This window comes from Streptomyces sp. NPDC051913, from assembly GCF_044593635.1.
GTDB lineage: Bacteria > Actinomycetota > Actinomycetes > Streptomycetales > Streptomycetaceae > Streptomyces.
The window spans coordinates 493,277-509,920 of record NZ_JBIUCI010000003.1; the positions used below are offsets into that span (position 1 = coordinate 493,277).

At 72.0% G+C, this 16,644-nt stretch carries 16 protein-coding genes; 5 read left to right on the plus strand and 11 right to left on the minus strand.

Annotation, left to right across the window (positions count from 1 at the left end):
* Positions 1-33: 33 nt before the first annotated feature.
* A complete protein-coding gene (locus ACIHIX_RS11285) occupies positions 34-570 on the minus strand; it encodes a bacterial proteasome activator family protein (RefSeq protein WP_399953127.1) in 537 nt (178 codons plus the stop codon).
* Positions 571-721: 151 nt separating this feature from the next.
* Here ACIHIX_RS11285 and ACIHIX_RS11290 point away from each other — a divergent pair, with 151 nt between their 5' ends.
* Entirely contained in the window at positions 722-1,423 is a 702-nt protein-coding gene (locus ACIHIX_RS11290; RefSeq protein WP_399953129.1) for a hypothetical protein, read from the plus strand.
* A 93-nt stretch (positions 1,424-1,516) separates the two neighbouring features.
* Here ACIHIX_RS11290 and ACIHIX_RS11295 read toward each other — a convergent pair whose 3' ends face one another.
* Positions 1,517-2,497 carry an NAD(P)H-quinone oxidoreductase gene (locus ACIHIX_RS11295; protein WP_399953132.1) on the minus strand — a complete coding sequence of 327 codons (981 nt, stop codon included), beginning with the start codon at positions 2,495-2,497 and terminating at the stop codon, positions 1,517-1,519.
* A 231-nt stretch (positions 2,498-2,728) separates the two neighbouring features.
* On the opposite strand from ACIHIX_RS11295, the gene ACIHIX_RS11300 reads away from it, so the two are divergent.
* Together ACIHIX_RS11300 and ACIHIX_RS11305 are read left to right on the plus strand one after the other, a co-directional pair.
* Positions 2,729-3,742, plus strand: coding sequence for an ATP-binding cassette domain-containing protein (locus ACIHIX_RS11300; protein ID WP_399953134.1), 1,014 nt, complete (start codon positions 2,729-2,731; stop codon positions 3,740-3,742).
* On the plus strand, positions 3,739-4,587 hold the full coding sequence (locus tag ACIHIX_RS11305) for an ABC transporter permease (RefSeq protein WP_399953137.1): 849 nt from the start codon (positions 3,739-3,741) through the stop codon (positions 4,585-4,587). The genes ACIHIX_RS11300 and ACIHIX_RS11305 overlap by 4 nt, the downstream gene beginning before the upstream one ends.
* 6 nt (positions 4,588-4,593) lie before the next feature.
* Here ACIHIX_RS11305 and ACIHIX_RS11310 read toward each other — a convergent pair whose 3' ends face one another.
* The 6 genes from ACIHIX_RS11310 to pdhA form a co-directional block, all read right to left on the minus strand.
* Positions 4,594-5,691, minus strand: a complete 1,098-nt coding sequence (locus tag ACIHIX_RS11310) for a potassium channel family protein (protein ID WP_399953139.1) — start codon at positions 5,689-5,691, stop codon at positions 4,594-4,596.
* Positions 5,688-7,112 (minus strand): molybdopterin molybdotransferase MoeA, encoded by a 1,425-nt coding sequence (locus ACIHIX_RS11315; RefSeq protein WP_399953142.1) that lies wholly within the window; start codon positions 7,110-7,112, stop codon positions 5,688-5,690. The genes ACIHIX_RS11310 and ACIHIX_RS11315 overlap by 4 nt, the downstream gene beginning before the upstream one ends.
* A complete protein-coding gene (locus ACIHIX_RS11320; RefSeq protein ID WP_399953144.1) occupies positions 7,109-8,026 on the minus strand; it encodes an NTP transferase domain-containing protein in 918 nt (305 codons plus the stop codon). The genes ACIHIX_RS11315 and ACIHIX_RS11320 overlap by 4 nt, the downstream gene beginning before the upstream one ends.
* Positions 8,027-8,149: 123 nt before the next feature.
* Complete coding sequence (locus ACIHIX_RS11325; RefSeq protein WP_399953147.1) at positions 8,150-9,487, minus strand: dihydrolipoamide acetyltransferase family protein; 1,338 nt, start codon at positions 9,485-9,487, stop codon at positions 8,150-8,152.
* A complete protein-coding gene (locus ACIHIX_RS11330) occupies positions 9,487-10,491 on the minus strand; it encodes an alpha-ketoacid dehydrogenase subunit beta (RefSeq protein WP_399953150.1) in 1,005 nt (334 codons plus the stop codon). The genes ACIHIX_RS11325 and ACIHIX_RS11330 overlap by 1 nt, the downstream gene beginning before the upstream one ends.
* Positions 10,488-11,618 (minus strand): pyruvate dehydrogenase (acetyl-transferring) E1 component subunit alpha, encoded by a 1,131-nt coding sequence (pdhA, locus tag ACIHIX_RS11335; protein WP_399953153.1) that lies wholly within the window; start codon positions 11,616-11,618, stop codon positions 10,488-10,490. The genes ACIHIX_RS11330 and pdhA overlap by 4 nt, the downstream gene beginning before the upstream one ends.
* 190 nt (positions 11,619-11,808) lie before the next feature.
* Here pdhA and ACIHIX_RS11340 point away from each other — a divergent pair, with 190 nt between their 5' ends.
* Positions 11,809-12,294, plus strand: coding sequence for an Lrp/AsnC family transcriptional regulator (locus ACIHIX_RS11340; protein ID WP_387773914.1), 486 nt, complete (start codon positions 11,809-11,811; stop codon positions 12,292-12,294).
* A gap of 17 nt (positions 12,295-12,311) precedes the next feature.
* On the opposite strand, the gene ACIHIX_RS11345 is transcribed toward ACIHIX_RS11340, so the two are convergent.
* The 3 genes from ACIHIX_RS11345 to ACIHIX_RS11355 all read right to left on the minus strand — a co-directional run bounded on the left by ACIHIX_RS11345 (position 12,312) and on the right by ACIHIX_RS11355 (position 14,780).
* Complete coding sequence (locus ACIHIX_RS11345) at positions 12,312-12,605, minus strand: hypothetical protein (protein WP_399953155.1); 294 nt, start codon at positions 12,603-12,605, stop codon at positions 12,312-12,314.
* 70 nt (positions 12,606-12,675) lie between these two features.
* On the minus strand, positions 12,676-13,266 hold the full coding sequence (locus tag ACIHIX_RS11350; RefSeq protein WP_399953158.1) for a TetR/AcrR family transcriptional regulator: 591 nt from the start codon (positions 13,264-13,266) through the stop codon (positions 12,676-12,678).
* Positions 13,263-14,780 carry a 3-hydroxyacyl-CoA dehydrogenase gene (locus ACIHIX_RS11355; protein WP_399953160.1) on the minus strand — a complete coding sequence of 506 codons (1,518 nt, stop codon included), beginning with the start codon at positions 14,778-14,780 and terminating at the stop codon, positions 13,263-13,265. The genes ACIHIX_RS11350 and ACIHIX_RS11355 overlap by 4 nt, the downstream gene beginning before the upstream one ends.
* Before the next feature lie 172 nt (positions 14,781-14,952).
* Between ACIHIX_RS11355 and paaN the strand changes: the two genes are divergently transcribed.
* Positions 14,953-16,644, plus strand: coding sequence for a phenylacetic acid degradation protein PaaN (gene paaN, locus ACIHIX_RS11360; RefSeq protein WP_399953163.1), 1,692 nt, complete (start codon positions 14,953-14,955; stop codon positions 16,642-16,644).

The window sequence follows — 16,644 nt, forward strand, 5'->3', positions numbered from 1 at the left end:
CGTCTCGTCGCTGGGTTGCTACTGGCTGACCGTCTAGAGGTACGGCCCGCCGGAGCGTGCGCCCGGGTGCCCGTCCTCGCCGTCGTGGCCCACGCCCGGCGGCAACGCCCGGCGCATCTGCTCCAACTGGGCCCGCGCGGCCATCTGCTGGGCGAACAGCGTGGTCTGGATGCCGTGGAAGAGGCCCTCCAGCCAGCCCACCAACTGGGCCTGCGCGATCCGCAGTTCGGCGTCGCTCGGGGTCGCCCCGTCCGAGAAGGGCAGGGAGAGCCGCTCCAGCTCCTCGACGAGCTCCGGCGCCAGACCGTCCTCCAGCTCCTTGACGGAGCTGCGGTGGATCTCCTTCAGCCGGACCCGGCTCGCCTCGTCGAGAGGAGCCGCGCGCACCTCCTCCAGCAGCTGCTTGATCATGCTGCCGATCCGCATGACCTTGGCGGGCTGCTCCACCATCTCCGTCACCGGAAGCTCGCGGGAGTCCTCGTCCCCGGTGCCGCCGAGCGCCATCCCGTCCTGGCCCACGACCAGGATCTGCGGCTGTTCGGACGACCGTTCGTTCCTCGGCATCTCCATGCCGCCATTCTCTCGCACCCGTACACCTCATCAGTGGGGTGCCCCCGGTGGAGGGTGATCCACCGTTTACGGTGCGGCCGATTCCGTGGGGGTTGGACCCGGCGGCGGTACCCGTGATGCCGGAATCGTGGGGCGATGTGACGCTGGTGCTGTGACGCGATGGCTGCGCACCGTGCGCACTACGGGACTGGTGATCGCCCTGGGAACGGGTGGGGCGGTGCTGCTGCCGTACGACGCGGTGGCAAAGGTGGCGCAGGTGGCGGCGATGAGCGCCGGGCCGACGCCGGGAGTGCACGCGTCGGAGGGTACCGCCACCCATGTATCCGAAGGGGCCGCCACCCACGTACCCGAAGGGGCCGCGACCCACGTACCGCATTCACCTCGGGAAACGGCCTCCCCGGCACCGTCCGCGGCATCCCCGCGCCCCGGCCGGCACGCTCCCGCCCCGCACGCCGAGCCGTCCCGGGCAGGGAGCCTGGCGGGCGAGGGGCGCGAGCGCCCGGGGCGGCGGATGGAGGACGACGGGGCGACAGAGGAAGCGGACAGCGGGACGCAGGACACAAGGCCGGAGGACACGGGAGCGGAGGACACAGAGCCGGAGGACACAGGAGCGGAGGACTCGGCGGCGACGGACGAGGGCGCGGAGCATGCGGCCGACGGCGCCGCCACCGCCGTACCGGAGGCGTCGCGGCGGCCCGTCGCGCCGTCGCGGCAGCCGGTCGAGCAGTCCGTCACAGAGGCCACGCACCCCACCGAGCCCGTCCTGCGCGTCCTGCCGCTCGGCAGCGGACTGGTCCTGATCGGTCTGGGTCTCGCGCTCGCCCTGCTGGGCATGCGCCTACGCCGCGGCTGACAACCAAGGGCTGAGCAGCCGACCCAAGGGGCGCGGGGAACTGCGCGACCAGCCCCCACGACCCGCGGCCGAAACGGATCCCCCTGCCCCCGCCTACTCCACCACCAGCAGCACCTTGCCCACGTGGCCGCTCTCCTCCACCACCCGGTGGGCCTCCGCCGCGTCGCCCATGGGGATCTGCCGGTCGACGACCGGGCGGACGTGGCCGCCGTCGAGGAGGGGCCAGACGTGTTCGCGTACGGCCGCCACGATCGACGTCTTCTCGCTCAGCGGGCGCGCGCGCAGCGAGGTCGCGCTGACGGCGGCGCGCTTGGAGAGGAGCATGGCGATGTTCAGCTCGCCCTTGATGCCGCCCTGCATGCCGATGATCGCGAGACGGCCGTTGACCGCGAGGGCCCTGACGTTGCGGTCCAGGTACTTCGCGCCCATGTTGTCGAGGATGACGTCGGCGCCCGCGCCGTCCGTGGCCTTCCTGATCTCCTCGACGAAGTCCTGCTCCTTGTAGTTGACCAGGATGTCCGCGCCCAGCTCGGCACACCGGTCGAGCTTGGCCCGGGTGCCCGCCGTCACGGCGACCTTCGCGCCGACGGCCTTCGCGAGCTGGATCGCCATCGTGCCGATGCCACTGGAGCCGCCGTGCACGAGCAGGGTCTCGCCGGGGCGCAGGTGGGAGACCATGAAGACGTTGGACCAGACCGTGCAGGTCACCTCGGGCAGCGCGGCGGCCTCCCGCAGGTCGAGCCCCTTGGGCACGGGCAGCAGCTGACCGGCCGGGACGACGACCTTCTCGGCGTAACCGCCGCCCGCCAGCAGCGCGCACACCTCGTCGCCGACGGCCCAGCCGGAGACGCCGGTGCCGAGCGCGGCGACCCGGCCGGAGCATTCCAGGCCGGGGTAGGGGGAGGCGCCGGGCGGGGGATCGTAGAAGCCCTGCCGCTGAAGGATGTCGGCCCGGTTGACGGCACTGGCCACCACCTCGACCAGTACCTCGCCCTCGCCGGGCACCGGATCGGGGACCTCGCTCCAGACCAACGCCTCGGGCCCACCGGGTTCGGGAATCGTGATCGCTCGCATGGGGGCGACGCTACTCCTCGGTCTCCGGTCCCCTGCCGATCGGCCTTCGGACGGCCCCGCATCGGTCTCAGGTCGGGGCCGCATCGGTCTCAGGTCGGGGCCGCATCGGCCTTTGGGCGGGGCCGCCCGGAAATCCCTGTGCGTCACCGATGAGTTTGCGCGACGGTAAAGGTCTCCCCATGCGTAGCCCAAGCACGCGCACGCGACCCGCACGCGGAAGGACACCCCGTCATGAGCCCCACCCCGAGCCGGAGCACCTCCGGCCTGGCCATCGAGACCGCGGGACTGGTGAAGACGTTCGGCGAGACCCGGGCCGTGGACGGAGTCGACCTCGCCGTCCCGGCGGGGACGGTCTACGGCGTCCTCGGTCCGAACGGCGCCGGCAAGACCACCACCGTGAAGATGCTCGCCACCCTGCTGCGCCCCGACGGCGGCGAAGCCCATGTCTTCGGCCACGACGTCGTCCGCGAGGCCGACGAGGTACGCGGCCGGGTGAGCCTCACCGGCCAGTACGCCTCGGTCGACGAGGACCTCACCGGTCTGGAGAACCTGATCCTGCTCGGCCGTCTCCTCGGCCACCACAAGAAGTCCGCGCGGGTGCGGGCCGGGCAGTTGCTGGAGGCCTTCGGTCTCACGGACGCGGCCGGAAAGCAGGTCAAGCACTACTCGGGCGGCATGCGGCGCCGTATCGACATCGCCGCGTCCATCCTTAACACCCCCGATCTGCTGTTCCTCGACGAGCCGACGACCGGGCTCGACCCGCGCAGCCGCAACCAGGTGTGGGACATCGTGCGCGCGGTCGTCGCGCAGGGCACCACCGTGCTGCTGACCACGCAGTATCTGGACGAGGCCGACCAGCTGGCGTCGCGGATCGCCGTCATCGACCGCGGAAAGGTGATCGCCGAGGGGACCAAGGGCGAGCTGAAGGCGTCCGTGGGCGCCGGGTCCGTGCATCTGCGGCTGCGTGATCCGGCGCGGCGGCCGGAGGCGGAGCGGGTGCTGAGGCTCGCGCTCGACACGGACGTACAGCAGGAGCCGGACCCGGTGGCGCTCACGGCACGGCTGTCCGGGGCCAACGACTCCGCGGCGGAGCAGGCCTCCCGCGCGCTCGCCGAACTGGCCCGGGCCGGCATCACCGTCGACAACTTCTCGCTGGGCCAGCCCAGCCTGGACGAGGTGTTCCTCGCCCTCACCGGACACGACACCCACGAAGCCCCCGACGCGAAGGAAGAGGCGGCGGCATGAGCACCGCGACCACCACCGAGGCCAAGGACCTCGCCCCCGTCAGCGCCGAGTCGCTGGCCGCGCTGCTGGTCGCCGGGGAGCGGCCACCGCGGCCCAGCGCGCTGTCCGCCTCCCTCACCTTCGGCTGGCGGGCGATCCTGAAGATCAAGCACGTCCCCGAGCAGCTCTTCGACGTGACCGCGTTCCCGATCATGATGGTGCTGATGTACACGTACCTGTTCGGGGGCGCCCTGGCCGGCTCCCCGAAGGAGTACATCCAGTTCCTGCTGCCGGGGATCCTGGTGATGTCGGTCGTGATGATCACGATGTACACGGGTGTCTCCGTGAACACCGACATCGAGAAGGGCGTCTTCGACCGGTTCCGGTCACTGCCCATCTGGCGGCCGTCGACGATGGTCGGCTATCTGCTGGGCGACGCCCTGCGCTACACGATCGCCTCGGTCGTGATGCTCGTCGTCGGCATGATCATCGGCTACCGCCCGGACGGCGGGGTCGGCGGTGTGCTCGCCGGGATCGCCCTGCTGGTCACGTTTTCCTTCGCGTTCTCGTGGATCTGGACCATGTTCGGGCTGATGCTGCGCACGGAGAAGTCGGTGATGGGCGTCAGCATGATGGTGATCTTCCCGCTGACCTTCCTGTCCAACGTCTTCGTCGACCCGAAGACCATGCCGGGCTGGCTCCAGGCGTTCGTCAACAACAGCCCCATCACCCATCTTTCCTCGGCCGTACGAGGGCTGATGGCGGGCGACTGGCCGGCCGACGAGATCGCCTGGTCGCTGGGGTGGGCGGCCCTGTTCGTGCTGGTCTTCGGCCCGATCACCATGCGTCTCTACAACCGCAAATGAGGTGTCTCAGTCCTGCGGCAGCGGCCGGACGTCGGGTGCCACCTGGGCGCCCGGCGACGCCCGCACGATGGTGATCAAACGGTCGGTCAGCTCCAGCGCCCCGATGGCCGGATCGTCGTAGCCGAGCACCCGATGCCCTCGTACGACACTCACCACCAGGTCGGAGGTCTCCCGCGGGCCCATGCCCACCTCGGCCTTTATGACCGGCCGTTCGATGATGTCGAGGCCGCTGCCCTGCTGGACGAGGTCCTCCATCACCATGCCGGCAGCCGGGCTCAGCACGGACAGCCCGAGCAGCCGCCCGGCCGCGCTCGCACTGGTGATGACGGCGTCCGCGCCGGACTGCTTGAGCAGCGGGGCGTTCTCCTCCTCGCGCACCGCGGCCACGATCTTGGCGCTTTTGTTGAGCTGCCGTGCGGTGAGGGTGACAAGGACGGCGGTGTCGTCCCGCTGCGTCGCGATGATGATCTTCCGCGCCTTGTGGACCTCGGCCCGCTTCAGCACATCGCTGCGCGTCGCGTCCCCGATGACCCCCGCGAAGCCTTCGGCGGTCGCGGCGTCGATCACCTTGGAGCTGGGGTCGACCACGACCACCTGCTCCTTCTTCAGTCCCGTGGCACAGACGGTCTGGATCGCCGACCGCCCCTTGGTCCCGAAGCCGACGACGACGGTGTGCTCACGCAAGGTGGACCTCCAGCGGTTGAGCCGCCATTCCTCCCGGGTGCGTTCGGTGAGGACTTCGAGCGTGGTGCCGACCAGGATGATCAGGAACAGCACGCGCAGGGGCGTGACGACGAAGATGTTGGTGAGCCGGGCGGCGTCGCTGACCGGGGTGATGTCGCCGTATCCGGTGGTGGAGAGGGTGACGGTCGCGTAGTACCAGGCGTCGAGGAAGTCGACCGAGCCATCGGAGGTGTCGTTGTAGCCGTCGTGGTCGAAGTACACGAGCAACGCGGTCGCCGACAGCACCAGCAGCGCCATGAGGACCCGCTTGGCGACCTGCCGGAACGGGTGCTCCACCACCTTCTTCGGGAGCTTCACCCGATGGGTCACGAGATGCTCGTCCGCCTGGCGGGCGATCGCGTCATGGCCCGGAAGTTTCACGTGAAACACACCCCGATCCCGGCGGACGCCCAGGGCAGATCGAGAAGTTCCAGCTCCTGACCCGCCCGCGCACCACCGGGCGGTACGACGGCCAGGGCGTCGGCCGCCGCGATACCGCGCAGCATGGCCGGACCGTTGTAGTGCAGCGGGACGGCACTGTCACCGCGCAGGACGACGGGAATGAGCCGGGTGTCGTGCGGGTGGCCGTGGACCTCGTCCCGCAGGGGAAGCCCGTACGCCTCCGGAGCGGGATGGGCGGCGAGCGTCCGCAGCAGCGGCTCGGCGAGGGTGAGCAGGCCGGAGACGGCGGCGAGGGGGTTGCCGGGCAGACCGACGAGGTGCTGGTTCTCCTTGATACGGGCCAGCAGCATCGGATGGCCGGGGCGCACCTTCACGCCGTTGACGAGGAGTTCGGCGCCGATCCGCTGCAAGGTGGGGTGGACGTGGTCGACGGGGCCGGAGGCGGTGCCGCCGGTGGTGACGATGAGGTCGGCGTCGGAGCCGGTGATCGCCTTGTGCAGGGCGCTCGCGTCGTCGCCGAGTCGGCGTACGGCGATGACCTCGGCGCCGAGTGCGCGCAGCCAGGGCGGCAGCATGGGGCCGAGCGCGTCCCGGATGAGGCCTTCACGCGGCCGCCCCTCGGTGAGCAACTCGTCGCCCAGGACGAGGACTTCGACGCGGGGGCGGGGGACCGCGATGAGGGTGTCGTACCCGGCGGCCGCGGCGAGCCCGAGGACGGCCGGGGTCACGAGGGTGCCCACGGGCAGGAGTTGGTCGCCTTCGCGGCATTCCTGGCCGCGCGGGCGGATGTCCTGGCCGTGCTTGGTCGCGTGCAGGGCGTGCAGCCGGCCCTGGTGGTCGGTACGGCCGTGCTCGCTGCGCAGGACCGCGGTGGTGTCCGGCGGGATACGGGCGCCGGTCGCGATCCGGACCGCCTCGCCGTCGCTGAGCGGCTGGGGCTCGGCGTGCCCGGCCAGGACACCCTCGTCCCGTACGTCCCATGGTCCCGGCCCGGCGACCGCCCAGCCGTCCATCGCCGAGGTGTCGAAGGAGGGCAGATCGGTGAGGGCGGTGAGGGGGGCGGCCAGGGTGAGGCCGAGGGCTGTGTCCAGGGGCACGGAGACGGGGGTGCGGTGGGCGGTCCGACTGCCGGGGCGGGCCGCGCGGGCCGCTCGGGCCGCTCGGGCCGCTCGGGCGGCGATGGCACGGGCCTCGGGCCAGGGGGTGGCGCGGTGGTGGGTGTCGGGCTTGCCCGCGGTATCGCTCTGCGTCGGCGCGGTGGGCGGGGGCACCGGCGGCGGTGTCTCGCCCTGGGTGCGGCCCGCGTCTCGGTGGTCGTTCACGAGGGCGAGCACCTCCTCGACGTCCAGATCCTCGGCGTCGTCGGTCTCGGCGCCGGTCCGGGCGGAGCGGGCGGTCATCCGGCGTCCGTGCCGGAGGCCGTGCTGGTGTCGCCGGGCTTGGGATCGGCCGTTTCCTCATCGGGCCAGGCGAGGGCGAGGGCGGTGGCCTTTCGGGCGGCTTCGGCGACCGCCTCGGGCCCTCCCCCGGCCTGCGCGGCGGCATAGCCGACGAGGAAGGTGGTCAGCGGCGCCCCGGGCCTGGCCACGTTGTGGGCGGCGTCGCGGGCGAGGTCGAGCAGGACGCCGGTGTCGACGTCGAGATCGATGCCCAGCTCGTCCTTGACTGCGGAGATCCATTCATCCAGCACGGGTCCATGCTCCCTGATACGTGCCCTGGCGGCGGCGATGTCGTCCCAGGTGTCGCAGTCGAAGGACGCGACGGGGTCCGGGACACGGGTGAGGTGGAGTCCTGCGGTGAGCCGGCGCAGGGGCAGCCCGGTGAGGCCGTCGTGCGCTTGCGTGAGCGTGGTGAGCTCGCGGCGCAGTGCGGAGGCGCGGTAGGCGGCGACGAGGGGTTGGTCGCGGCCGTCGGCGTCGGTGAGCAGCGCTCCCTCGGTGCCGGCCGCGCGCAGGGCGGTCAGCAGCCGGCGGACGGTGTCCGCCGTGAGGAACGGCAGGTCGGCGGAGAGGACGACGACGTCCCGCGCCGTGGTGGGGCGCAGCCCGGCGCCGAGCGCGGCGAGGGGGCCGCCGCCGGGTGGCTCCTCGCGGGCCCAGGTGACGGGCCGGGCGGTGGGCCGGGGGTCGGCGACGACGACGGTGGTACGGGCGTCGGCACAGGCGGCCAACACCCGCTCCAGCAAGGCCCGCCCGCCCACGCGCACGCCGGGCTTGTCCACGCCCCCGAGCCGCCGAGCGGCACCCCCGGCAAGCACGACGACGTCGTACCCGAGGTCGGCACCGGGGGAGCCCACGGGCTCGTACGAGGTCACCCTCCGAGTATGCGGTCCGCAGCGATCACAGGGAACGCGCGGGGGCTCCGCAATCACAGGGTGCACCGGGGGGCACCGCGCGACGCGTGACGGGTCACCGCGGGGTGCGCGTGGGGCGCCCGGTCAGAGCGTGCGCAGGAGCACCGCCGGTTGTTCGACGCAGTCCGCCACGTAGCGCAGGAAGCCGCCCGCCGTGCCGCCGTCGCAGACGCGGTGGTCGAAGGTGAGCGACAGCTGGACGACCTGTCGTACCGCCAGCTCTCCCTCGTGCACCCACGGCTTGGGAATGATGCGGCCGACGCCGAGCATGGCGGCCTCGGGGTGGTTGATGATCGGCGTGGAACCGTCGACGCCGAAGACGCCGTAGTTGTTCAACGTGAAGGTCCCGCCGGTGAGTTCCCCGGGCGTGAGACCTCCCGTGCGGGCGGCCTCGGTCAGCCGGGCGAACTCCGCGGACAGCGACTCGGCGTCCCGCGCGTGCGCGTCCCGGACGACGGGCACGACGAGGCCGCGCTCGGTCTGGGCGGCGAAGCCGAGGTGCACCTCATCGAACTGGACGACCTCCCTGGCCGCCATGTCGACCGTGGAGTTGAGCTCGGGGTGGCGGGCGAGGGCCGCCGTGCAGATGCGGGCCAGCAGGGCGAGCAAGGAGATCTTCGGTCCCCCGGCCGCGTTCATCGCGGCACGCGCGCGCATGAGTTCGGTCGCGTCGGCGTCCACCCAGCAGGTGGCGTCCGGGATCTCGCGCCGGCTGCGGGACAGCTTGTCGGCGACGGCACCGCGGATGCCCTTGAGGGGGGTGCGGATGCCTCCGGCGGCGGGGCCGGTGAGGGACGTGGGCGTGGGCGTCGGTTCCGGGACGTGCGCGGCGGCCGTCGGCTGGGAGGCGGGACGCCCTTGGGTCGTGGCCGCCTTCAGCGCGTACTCCACGTCCGCCCGCAGGATCAGCCCCTCAGGTCCTGACCCGGTCAACTCCCGCAGATCGAGGCCGTTCTCCCGGGCAAGCCTGCGCACCAGCGGCGAGATCACCGGAACCGGCCCCTCCACCACTTCGGGAACGGCAGGGCGCCCGTTGGCCGCCTTGGGCGCCGCAGGCGTCCGTACCCTTCTGCGCCGCGCCGGTGCCTCCGAGGTGCCGTATCCCACCAGCACGTTGCCGGAACCCTCGGTCTTCGCGTCGGCCTCCTCCGCCGAACCGTCGGAGGCGGAGGCGGGCGCCCCCACCGCGACCGTGATCAGCGGCGCCCCGACGGGCAGTTCCGTGCCCTCCTCGCCGAAGCGGGCCGTGACGACACCGCCGTAGGGGCAGGGCACGTCGACCAGCGCCTTGGCGGTCTCGACCTCGACGACCGGCTGGTCGACGGCGACGACGTCACCGACCTCCACCAGCCAGCGGACGATCTCCGCCTCGGTGAGCCCCTCCCCGAGGTCGGGGAGCTTGAACTCCAACACCTGTGCCATCAGTTCTCGGCCTCCCACTGCAGACGCCCCACCGCGTCCAGGATCCGGTCCACGCCGGGCAGGTGGTGACGCTCCAGCATCGGCGGCGGGTAGGGGATGTCGAACCCGGCCACGCGCAGCACCGGCGCCTCCAGATGGTGGAAGCAGCGCTCCGTGACACGGGCCGCGATCTCCCCGCCCGGGCCGCCGAACCCGCCCGACTCGTGTACGACGACCGCGCGTCCGGTCCGCCGTACCGAGGCGCAGACCGTCTCGTCGTCGAACGGCACCAGGGAGCGCAGGTCGACGACTTCGAGGTCCCACCCCTCGGCCCGGGCCGCCTCGGCGGCTTCGAGGCAGACGGGTACGGACGGCCCGTACGTGATGAGCGTGGCGCTCCGGCCCGAGCGCCGCACCACCGCGCGGCCTATCGGCTCAACGCTCTGCGGCTCGTCCGGGTTCCAGGAGTCCTTCGACCAGTACAGGCGCTTGGGTTCGAGGAAGACGACCGGGTCGTCGGAGGCGATCGAGGCGCGCAGCAGGCCGTAGGCGTCGGCGACCGTGGCCGGTGTGACGACATGGAGCCCCGGGGTCGCCAGGTAGTACGCCTCGGAGGAGTCGCTGTGGTGCTCGACGCCGCCGATGCCGCCGCCGAAGGGGACCCGGATGGTGATCGGCAGGGGCATCGCGCCGCGCGTGCGGTTGCGCATCCGGGCGACATGGCTGATCAGCTGCTCGAACGCCGGGTAGGCGAACGCGTCGAACTGCATCTCCACGACCGGCCTGAGCCCGTACATCGCCATGCCGACGGCCGTGCCGAGGATGCCGGCCTCGGCGAGCGGGGTGTCGGTGCAGCGGTCCTCGCCGAACTCCTTGGCGAGGCCGTCGGTGACGCGGAAGACACCGCCGAGGGTGCCGACGTCCTCGCCCATGACATGGACGGTGGGGTCGGCGGCCATCGCGTCGCGCATCGCGCGCGTGAGGGCCTGCGCCATGGTGGCGGGCTTCACCGCGACGGTGGTCATGGAGTCTCCCCCTCTGCTTCGAGCTCGGCCCGCAACTGGGCCCGCTGCTCGCGAAGTTGCTGGGTCTGTTCGGCGTAGACGTGGTCGAACAGGTCCATGGGGTCGAGCGCCGGGTCCTGGTTCATGCGCTCGCGCAGGTCGGCGGCCATGGTCTCGGCGGCGTCACGGGCGGCCTGTATGCCGGCGTCGTCGAGGAGCCCGCGCGTGGTCAGCTCCTGCTCCAGGAGCTTGATCGGGTCGTGGTCGCGCCAGGCGTCGACCTCCGTGTCACCGCGGTAGCGGGTCGCGTCGTCGGCGTTGGTGTGGGCCTCCACGCGGTACGTGATGGCCTCGACGAGGGTGGGTCCGCCGCCCTCACGCGCGCGGCGTACGGCGTCGGCGAGGACCTCGTGCACGGCCGCCGCGTCGTTGCCGTCGACCAGCCGGCCGGGCATGCCGTAGCCGACGGCCTTGTGGGCCAGCGACGGGGCCGCGGTCTGCTTGGCGAGCGGGACGGAGATGGCGAAGCCGTTGTTCTGGACGAGGAAGACGACCGGCGCCTGCCAGACGGCGGCGAAGTTCAGCGCCTCGTGGAAGTCGCCCTCGCTGGTGCCGCCGTCGCCGACCATGGCGAGCGCGACCACGTCGTCGCCCTTGAGGCGGGCGGCGTGCGCGAGGCCCACGGCGTGCGGGAGCTGGGTGGCCAGCGGGGTGCACAGGGGCGCCACACGGTGCTCGTGCGGGTCGTAGCCGGTGTGCCAGTCACCGCGCAGCAGCGTCAGCGCCTGCACGGGGTCCAGGCCCCGGGCGACGGCGGCGAGGGTGTCCCGGTAGCTGGGGAAGAGCCAGTCACGGTCCTGAAGGACCAGCGCGGCGGCGACCTCGCAGGCCTCCTGGCCGGTGCTGGAGGGGTAGACGGCGAGGCGGCCCTGCTTGGTGAGGGCGGTCGCCTGCGCGTTGTACCGACGGCCGCGCACCAGTTCCCCGTAGAGGCGGCGCAGCAGGCCGGGGTCGGCCTTCCCGGCGGCCTCTGTGCCGAGGACGCGGTACGGCTCCGCGTCGGGCAGCAGCGGCGCGGGGTCGGTACGGGGCTGCCAGGCGGGCGGCGGTGATGGCCGGTACGCGCCCCGCTGCTCCATGACCGTCATGACGGCACCTCCTCGTGGGAGCGGCTTCAGACGCGTCACGGGTTGTGATGCGCCTCACCTACCGATTGTTCGGTCGTCGGCACATTTTGGCTACAGGCACCCTCAGGCTGTGGACAAACGGTTCTCCACAGCCTGCAATGAACGCAGTACGTCCATGGTAGGGAGGCGGGGGGACATGGCACCTGAACAAATGGCCGAAGGCCCGGAGGGCGGCACCCCCCTGCCACCGCCGCGCCCCCTCGACGCCATCGACCAGGACATCCTTCAGATGCTCCAGGTCGACGGCCGCGCGTCGATAAGGTCCGTCGCCGAACGGGTCCACGTCTCCCGCGCCAACGCCTACGCGCGTATCAACCGCCTCATCGAGGACGGCGTCATCCGCGGCTTCGGCGCCCGTGTCGACCACGAACGCGCGGGTCAGGGCACGTCGGCGTACATCACCCTGAAGATCGTCCAGAACACCTGGCGCACGGTCCGCGAACAGCTGCGCCAACTTCCCGGCGCCTCCCACATCGCCCTGGTCGGCGGCGACTTCGACGTGCTGCTCCTGGTGCACACGCCGGACAACAGATCCCTGCGCGAACTGGTCCTCACTCGCCTCCAGGCGATCCCGGAGGTACTGAGCACGCGCACGCTCCTGGTCTTCGAGGAGGAGGATCTGGAGCCGCAGGGCTGAGCGGCCGGCCCGATCGGTCAGGCCCCGGACGTCGCCACGATCGCGAGCATCACCCACAGCATCGGCAGCAGCGCGAACCCGAGTCCGGCCCCGGCGGCCATCATGCGTGTCGCCCGCAGGGCCCGGCGGTGCGGCAGAGCCCACGCGAACACGAGGAGAGCGGCGGCCCAGTAGAGCACGCCCCCGAAGGCGCCGGTCTCGTGATGGGACGCGAACCAGCGGTACTCCAGGACGAGGAACGGCAGGCCGAGCAGGGAGGCGGCCAGGGGCGCCTTCCACCAGGTGGGGTGGCGATGAGCGGTCCGGATCATGTGCCCAGCTCATCAGCGTGAGGCCGGTCCGGCATCCGGAGCCGTACTCACCCCGCCCGCGCGCGGGTACTCAGGCGCCCCGCCGCAGCCCCCCGAACACCAACTGCACCACCGCGTCCGCCACTTCCCGCTCGTTCATCCCCCGCCCGTCCGGCCGGTACCACTCCACGATGGAGTTGATCATTCCGAAGACGAGCCGGGTCGCGAGACGTACCTCCACGTCGGCGCGTACGTCACCCTCCGCGGCCGCCGCCTTCAGCAGTTCGGCGACCCGGTGGTCGAAGTCGCGGCGGCGCTCCAGGGCCCAGCGCTCGGTGCCGGTGTTGCCGCGCACGCGCAGCAGCAGGGTGACGTAGGGGAGTTCGGCGATCAGGACCTCGACCATGCGCCGGACCACGTACTCCAGGCGCTCGGCGGCGTGCCCCTCGCGCGCGTGCTCCTCGTCGAGGATGCCGAACAAGCCGTCCAGCGCGCGGCTGACCGCCCTGCGCAGCAGCTCCTCCTTGCCCGCCACGTGGTGGTAGATCGAGGACTTGGAGATCCCGGCCGCCTTGGAGAGGTGCTCCATGGAGGTGCCGTCGTAGCCGCGCTCGTTGAAGACCTGCACGGCGACGGACAGCAGCGTCTCGGGGGTGTACGTGTCGCGCTTGGCGGTGGTCATGACGTACTGCCCTCCCTCTTGTCGGTGGCGTACGCGTGGCGGTACAGCGCGAGGGACGGGGCGTAGCGGCCGCTGGGGTCGCGCAGGTGCAGGTCGTCGAGGAGGGCGTAGGCCCAGTTGCGGCCGAGCCTGCGGCTCCATTCGAAGGGGCCCAGCGGGTAGTTGACGCCGAGTCGCATCGCCGTGTCGATGTCCTCCTCCGTGGCCACGCCCTTGGCGACCGCGTCGTGCGCGAGGTCGACGATCCGGGCGACCGTGCGGGCGACGATCATGCCGGGGACGTCGCCGATGACGCTGACGTCCTTGCCGAGCGCCTGGAAGAGGCCGATGGCCTCGGCGAGGGTCTTCGGGGCGGTGTCCTGGGAGGCGGACAGGGCGATGCGGGTGGCGCGGCGGTAGTCGAGGGCGAGGTCGAAGTAGACGACGTCCCGGAACTCCACCGACGTCTGCCCGTCGGCGAGCGCCAGCTGGCCGCCGCTGGGCAGCACCAGCCGCGTCCCGTGGTCCTCCTCGTCCTCGCGGACCTGGATGCCGGCCTCGCGGATCAGCGCGAGCAGTTCGGAGGCAGGGCCCAGGTCGCCCTCGGCGACGACGTACGCGGGCGCCTGGGCCGGTTCGGCGGTGTGCGGCTCGGCCGGCTCGGCGTCGGGGCCGTGGTCGTACCAGCCGTGCCCGCTCTTGCGGCCGAGGCGGCCCGACTCGACCAGGCGGCGCTGGGCGAGCGAGGGCGTGAAGCGGACGTCCTGGAAGAAGGACTGCCAGACCGAGTGGGTGACGGACTCGTTGACGTCCTGCCCGATGAGGTCGGTGAGCTCGAAGGCGCCCATCTTGAAGCCGCCCGACTCGCGCAGCACCGCGTCGATGGTGGCGGGGTCGGCGCCCTGGGCCTCGTAGACCGCGAAGGCCTCGGCGTAGTACGGCCGGGCGATGCGGTTGACGATGAAGCCGGGGGTGTCGGCGCAGGCGACCGGCGTCTTGCCCCACGCGCGTGCCGTCTCGTACGCGCGCGTGGCCGACGTGACGTCGGTGGCGAACCCGGAGACCACCTCGACGAGCGGCAGCAGCGGGGCCGGGTTGAAGAAGTGCAGGCCCACCAGGCGGCCGGGGTTGCGCAGGGCGCCACCGATGGCGGTGACCGACAGGGACGAGGTGTTGGTGGCGAGCAGACAGTCCTCGCCGACCACGTCCTCCAGCGCGCGGAACAGCTCCTGCTTGACGTCGAGCCGCTCCAGGACGGCCTCGACCACCAGGGAGCAGTCGGCGAGGTCGGAGAGCTCGGCCGCGGCCGTCAGACGCGCGCGTGCGGCATCGCGGTCTGCGGCGGAGAGACGGTCCTTCTCGACGAGCCGGTCGAGGCGGGCGCCGATCGCATCGGCCGCGTCCTGGGCGCGCCCGGGGGCGGCGTCGTACAGCCGTACGAGGTGGCCGGCGACCAACGCGACCTGGGCGATGCCCTGGCCCATGGTGCCGGTGCCGACGACGGCCACGGGGCTGCTGAGGTCGAGTGCTGTCATGTGCGCGATCCTCCCGCACGGGGTTTTCCACAGATGCGGCGGACCCCCTTGTCCCGACCGATCGTTCGGTTACTCTAACTCTGACTGGCCGTTCCTGCCCATGGTTCCGACCATGGTCGTGCCCAGGTCATGAGCTCGACGAAGAGTTCTCCAGACGAGGAGTTGGTCCCGCATGGCCGCCGAACTGACCGCCCACGAGCTGATCGCCCAGCACCGGCCCACCCTCGACCAGGCGCTGGAAGCGATTCGCACGCGCGCGTACTGGTCCCCGCACCCGGAGCACCCCAAGGCCTACGGCGAGAACGGCAGCCTGGACGCGGCGGCGGGCAAGGCGGCCTTCGACGCCCTCCTCGGCACCCGCCTGGACCTCGGCCAGCCCGGCACGGACGGCTGGGTGGGCGGCGAGGTCTCCCCGTACGGCCCACAGCTGGACGTCGAGTACCCGCACGCGGACGTGGACGTGCTGCTGCCCGCCATGAAGGCGGGCCAGAAGGCCTGGCGGGAAGCCGGCGCGGAGATCCGCGCGGTGGTCTGTCTGGAGATCCTCAAGCGCATCAGCGACCGGACCCACGAGTTCGCGCACGCGGTCATGCACACCTCCGGCCAGGCCTTCATGATGGCGTTCCAGGCAGGCGGCCCGCACGCGCAGGACCGCGGCCTGGAGGCGGTGGCGTACGCGTACGTGGAGCAGGTCCGCACCCCCGACACCGCGGAGTGGAGCAAGCCCCAGGGCAAGCGCGACCCGCTCGCGCTGACCAAGCAGTTCACGCCGGTCGCGCGCGGGATCGCCCTGATGATCGGCTGCAACACCTTCCCGACGTGGAACGGCTACCCGGGCCTGTTCGCGTCCCTGGCCACCGGCAACGCGGTCCTGGTCAAGCCCCACCCGCGCGCGGTGCTGCCGCTCGCGCTCACCGTCCAGGTCGCGCGCGAGGTGCTGGCCGCCGCCGGCTTCGACCCGAACCTGGTGGCGCTGGCCGCCGAGCGGCCGGGTGAGGGCATCGCCAAGACCCTCGCCACGCGCCCGGAGATCCGGATCATCGACTACACCGGCTCGACGTCGTTCGGCGACTGGCTGGAGACCAACGCCCGCCAGGCGCAGGTCTACACGGAGAAGGCCGGCGTCAACACGGTGCTGGTCGACTCCACGGCGAACTACAAGGGCATGCTCTCCAACCTGGCGTTCTCGCTGTCCCTCTACAGCGGCCAGATGTGCACCACCCCGCAGAACTTCCTCATCCCGCGCGACGGCATCCGCACCGACGAGGGCCCCAAGACCTTCGACGAGGTCGCCGCCGACCTGGCCCGCTCGGTCGACGGCCTGCTCGGCGACGACGCGCGCGCCAACGCCCTGCTCGGCGCGATCGTCAACCCGGACGTCAAGGCCCGCCTGGAGGCCGCGGCCGGGCTCGGCGAAGTCGCCCTCGCCTCCCGGGAGATCGCCAACCCGGAGTTCCCGGACGCGGTCGTGCGCACCCCGGTCATCGTGAAGCTGGACGGCGCCAAGCCGGATGACGAGGCCGCCTACATGAGCGAGTGCTTCGGCCCGGTCTCCTTCGCCGTCGCGGTCGACTCGGCGGCGGACGCGGTGGAGCTGCTGCGGCGGACCGTGCGCGAGAAGGGTGCGATGACCGTCGGCGCCTACACGACCGACGACGAGGTCGAGCGCGCCGTCCAGGAGGTCTGCTTCGACGAGGCGGCGCAGCTGTCGCTGAACCTGACGGGCGGGGTGTACGTCAACCAGACGGCCGCGTTCTCCGACTTCCACGGCTCGGGCGGCAATCCTGCGGCCAACGCGGCCCTCACCGACGGCGCGTTCGTCGCCAACCGCTTCCGGGTCGTGGAAGTGCGCCGGGAGGCGTAG

Excerpts from the sequence above, each read along its gene's own strand:
- ACIHIX_RS11285 (WP_399953127.1), bottom strand. The coding sequence starts at position 570 with ATGGAGATGCCGAGGAACGAACGGTCGTCCGAACAGCCGCAGATCCTG.
- ACIHIX_RS11295 (WP_399953132.1), bottom strand. The coding sequence starts at position 2,497 with ATGCGAGCGATCACGATTCCCGAACCCGGTGGGCCCGAGGCGTTGGTC.
- ACIHIX_RS11300 (WP_399953134.1), top strand. The coding sequence starts at position 2,729 with ATGAGCCCCACCCCGAGCCGGAGCACCTCCGGCCTGGCCATCGAGACC.
- ACIHIX_RS11305 (WP_399953137.1), top strand. The coding sequence starts at position 3,739 with ATGAGCACCGCGACCACCACCGAGGCCAAGGACCTCGCCCCCGTCAGC.
- ACIHIX_RS11315 (WP_399953142.1), bottom strand. The coding sequence starts at position 7,112 with ATGACCGCCCGCTCCGCCCGGACCGGCGCCGAGACCGACGACGCCGAG.
- ACIHIX_RS11325 (WP_399953147.1), bottom strand. The coding sequence starts at position 9,487 with ATGGCACAGGTGTTGGAGTTCAAGCTCCCCGACCTCGGGGAGGGGCTC.
- ACIHIX_RS11330 (WP_399953150.1), bottom strand. The coding sequence starts at position 10,491 with ATGACCACCGTCGCGGTGAAGCCCGCCACCATGGCGCAGGCCCTCACG.
- pdhA (WP_399953153.1), bottom strand. The coding sequence starts at position 11,618 with ATGACGGTCATGGAGCAGCGGGGCGCGTACCGGCCATCACCGCCGCCC.
- ACIHIX_RS11340 (WP_387773914.1), top strand. The coding sequence starts at position 11,809 with ATGGCCGAAGGCCCGGAGGGCGGCACCCCCCTGCCACCGCCGCGCCCC.
- ACIHIX_RS11345 (WP_399953155.1), bottom strand. The coding sequence starts at position 12,605 with ATGATCCGGACCGCTCATCGCCACCCCACCTGGTGGAAGGCGCCCCTG.
- ACIHIX_RS11350 (WP_399953158.1), bottom strand. The coding sequence starts at position 13,266 with ATGACCACCGCCAAGCGCGACACGTACACCCCCGAGACGCTGCTGTCC.
- ACIHIX_RS11355 (WP_399953160.1), bottom strand. The coding sequence starts at position 14,780 with ATGACAGCACTCGACCTCAGCAGCCCCGTGGCCGTCGTCGGCACCGGC.
- paaN (WP_399953163.1), top strand. The coding sequence starts at position 14,953 with ATGGCCGCCGAACTGACCGCCCACGAGCTGATCGCCCAGCACCGGCCC.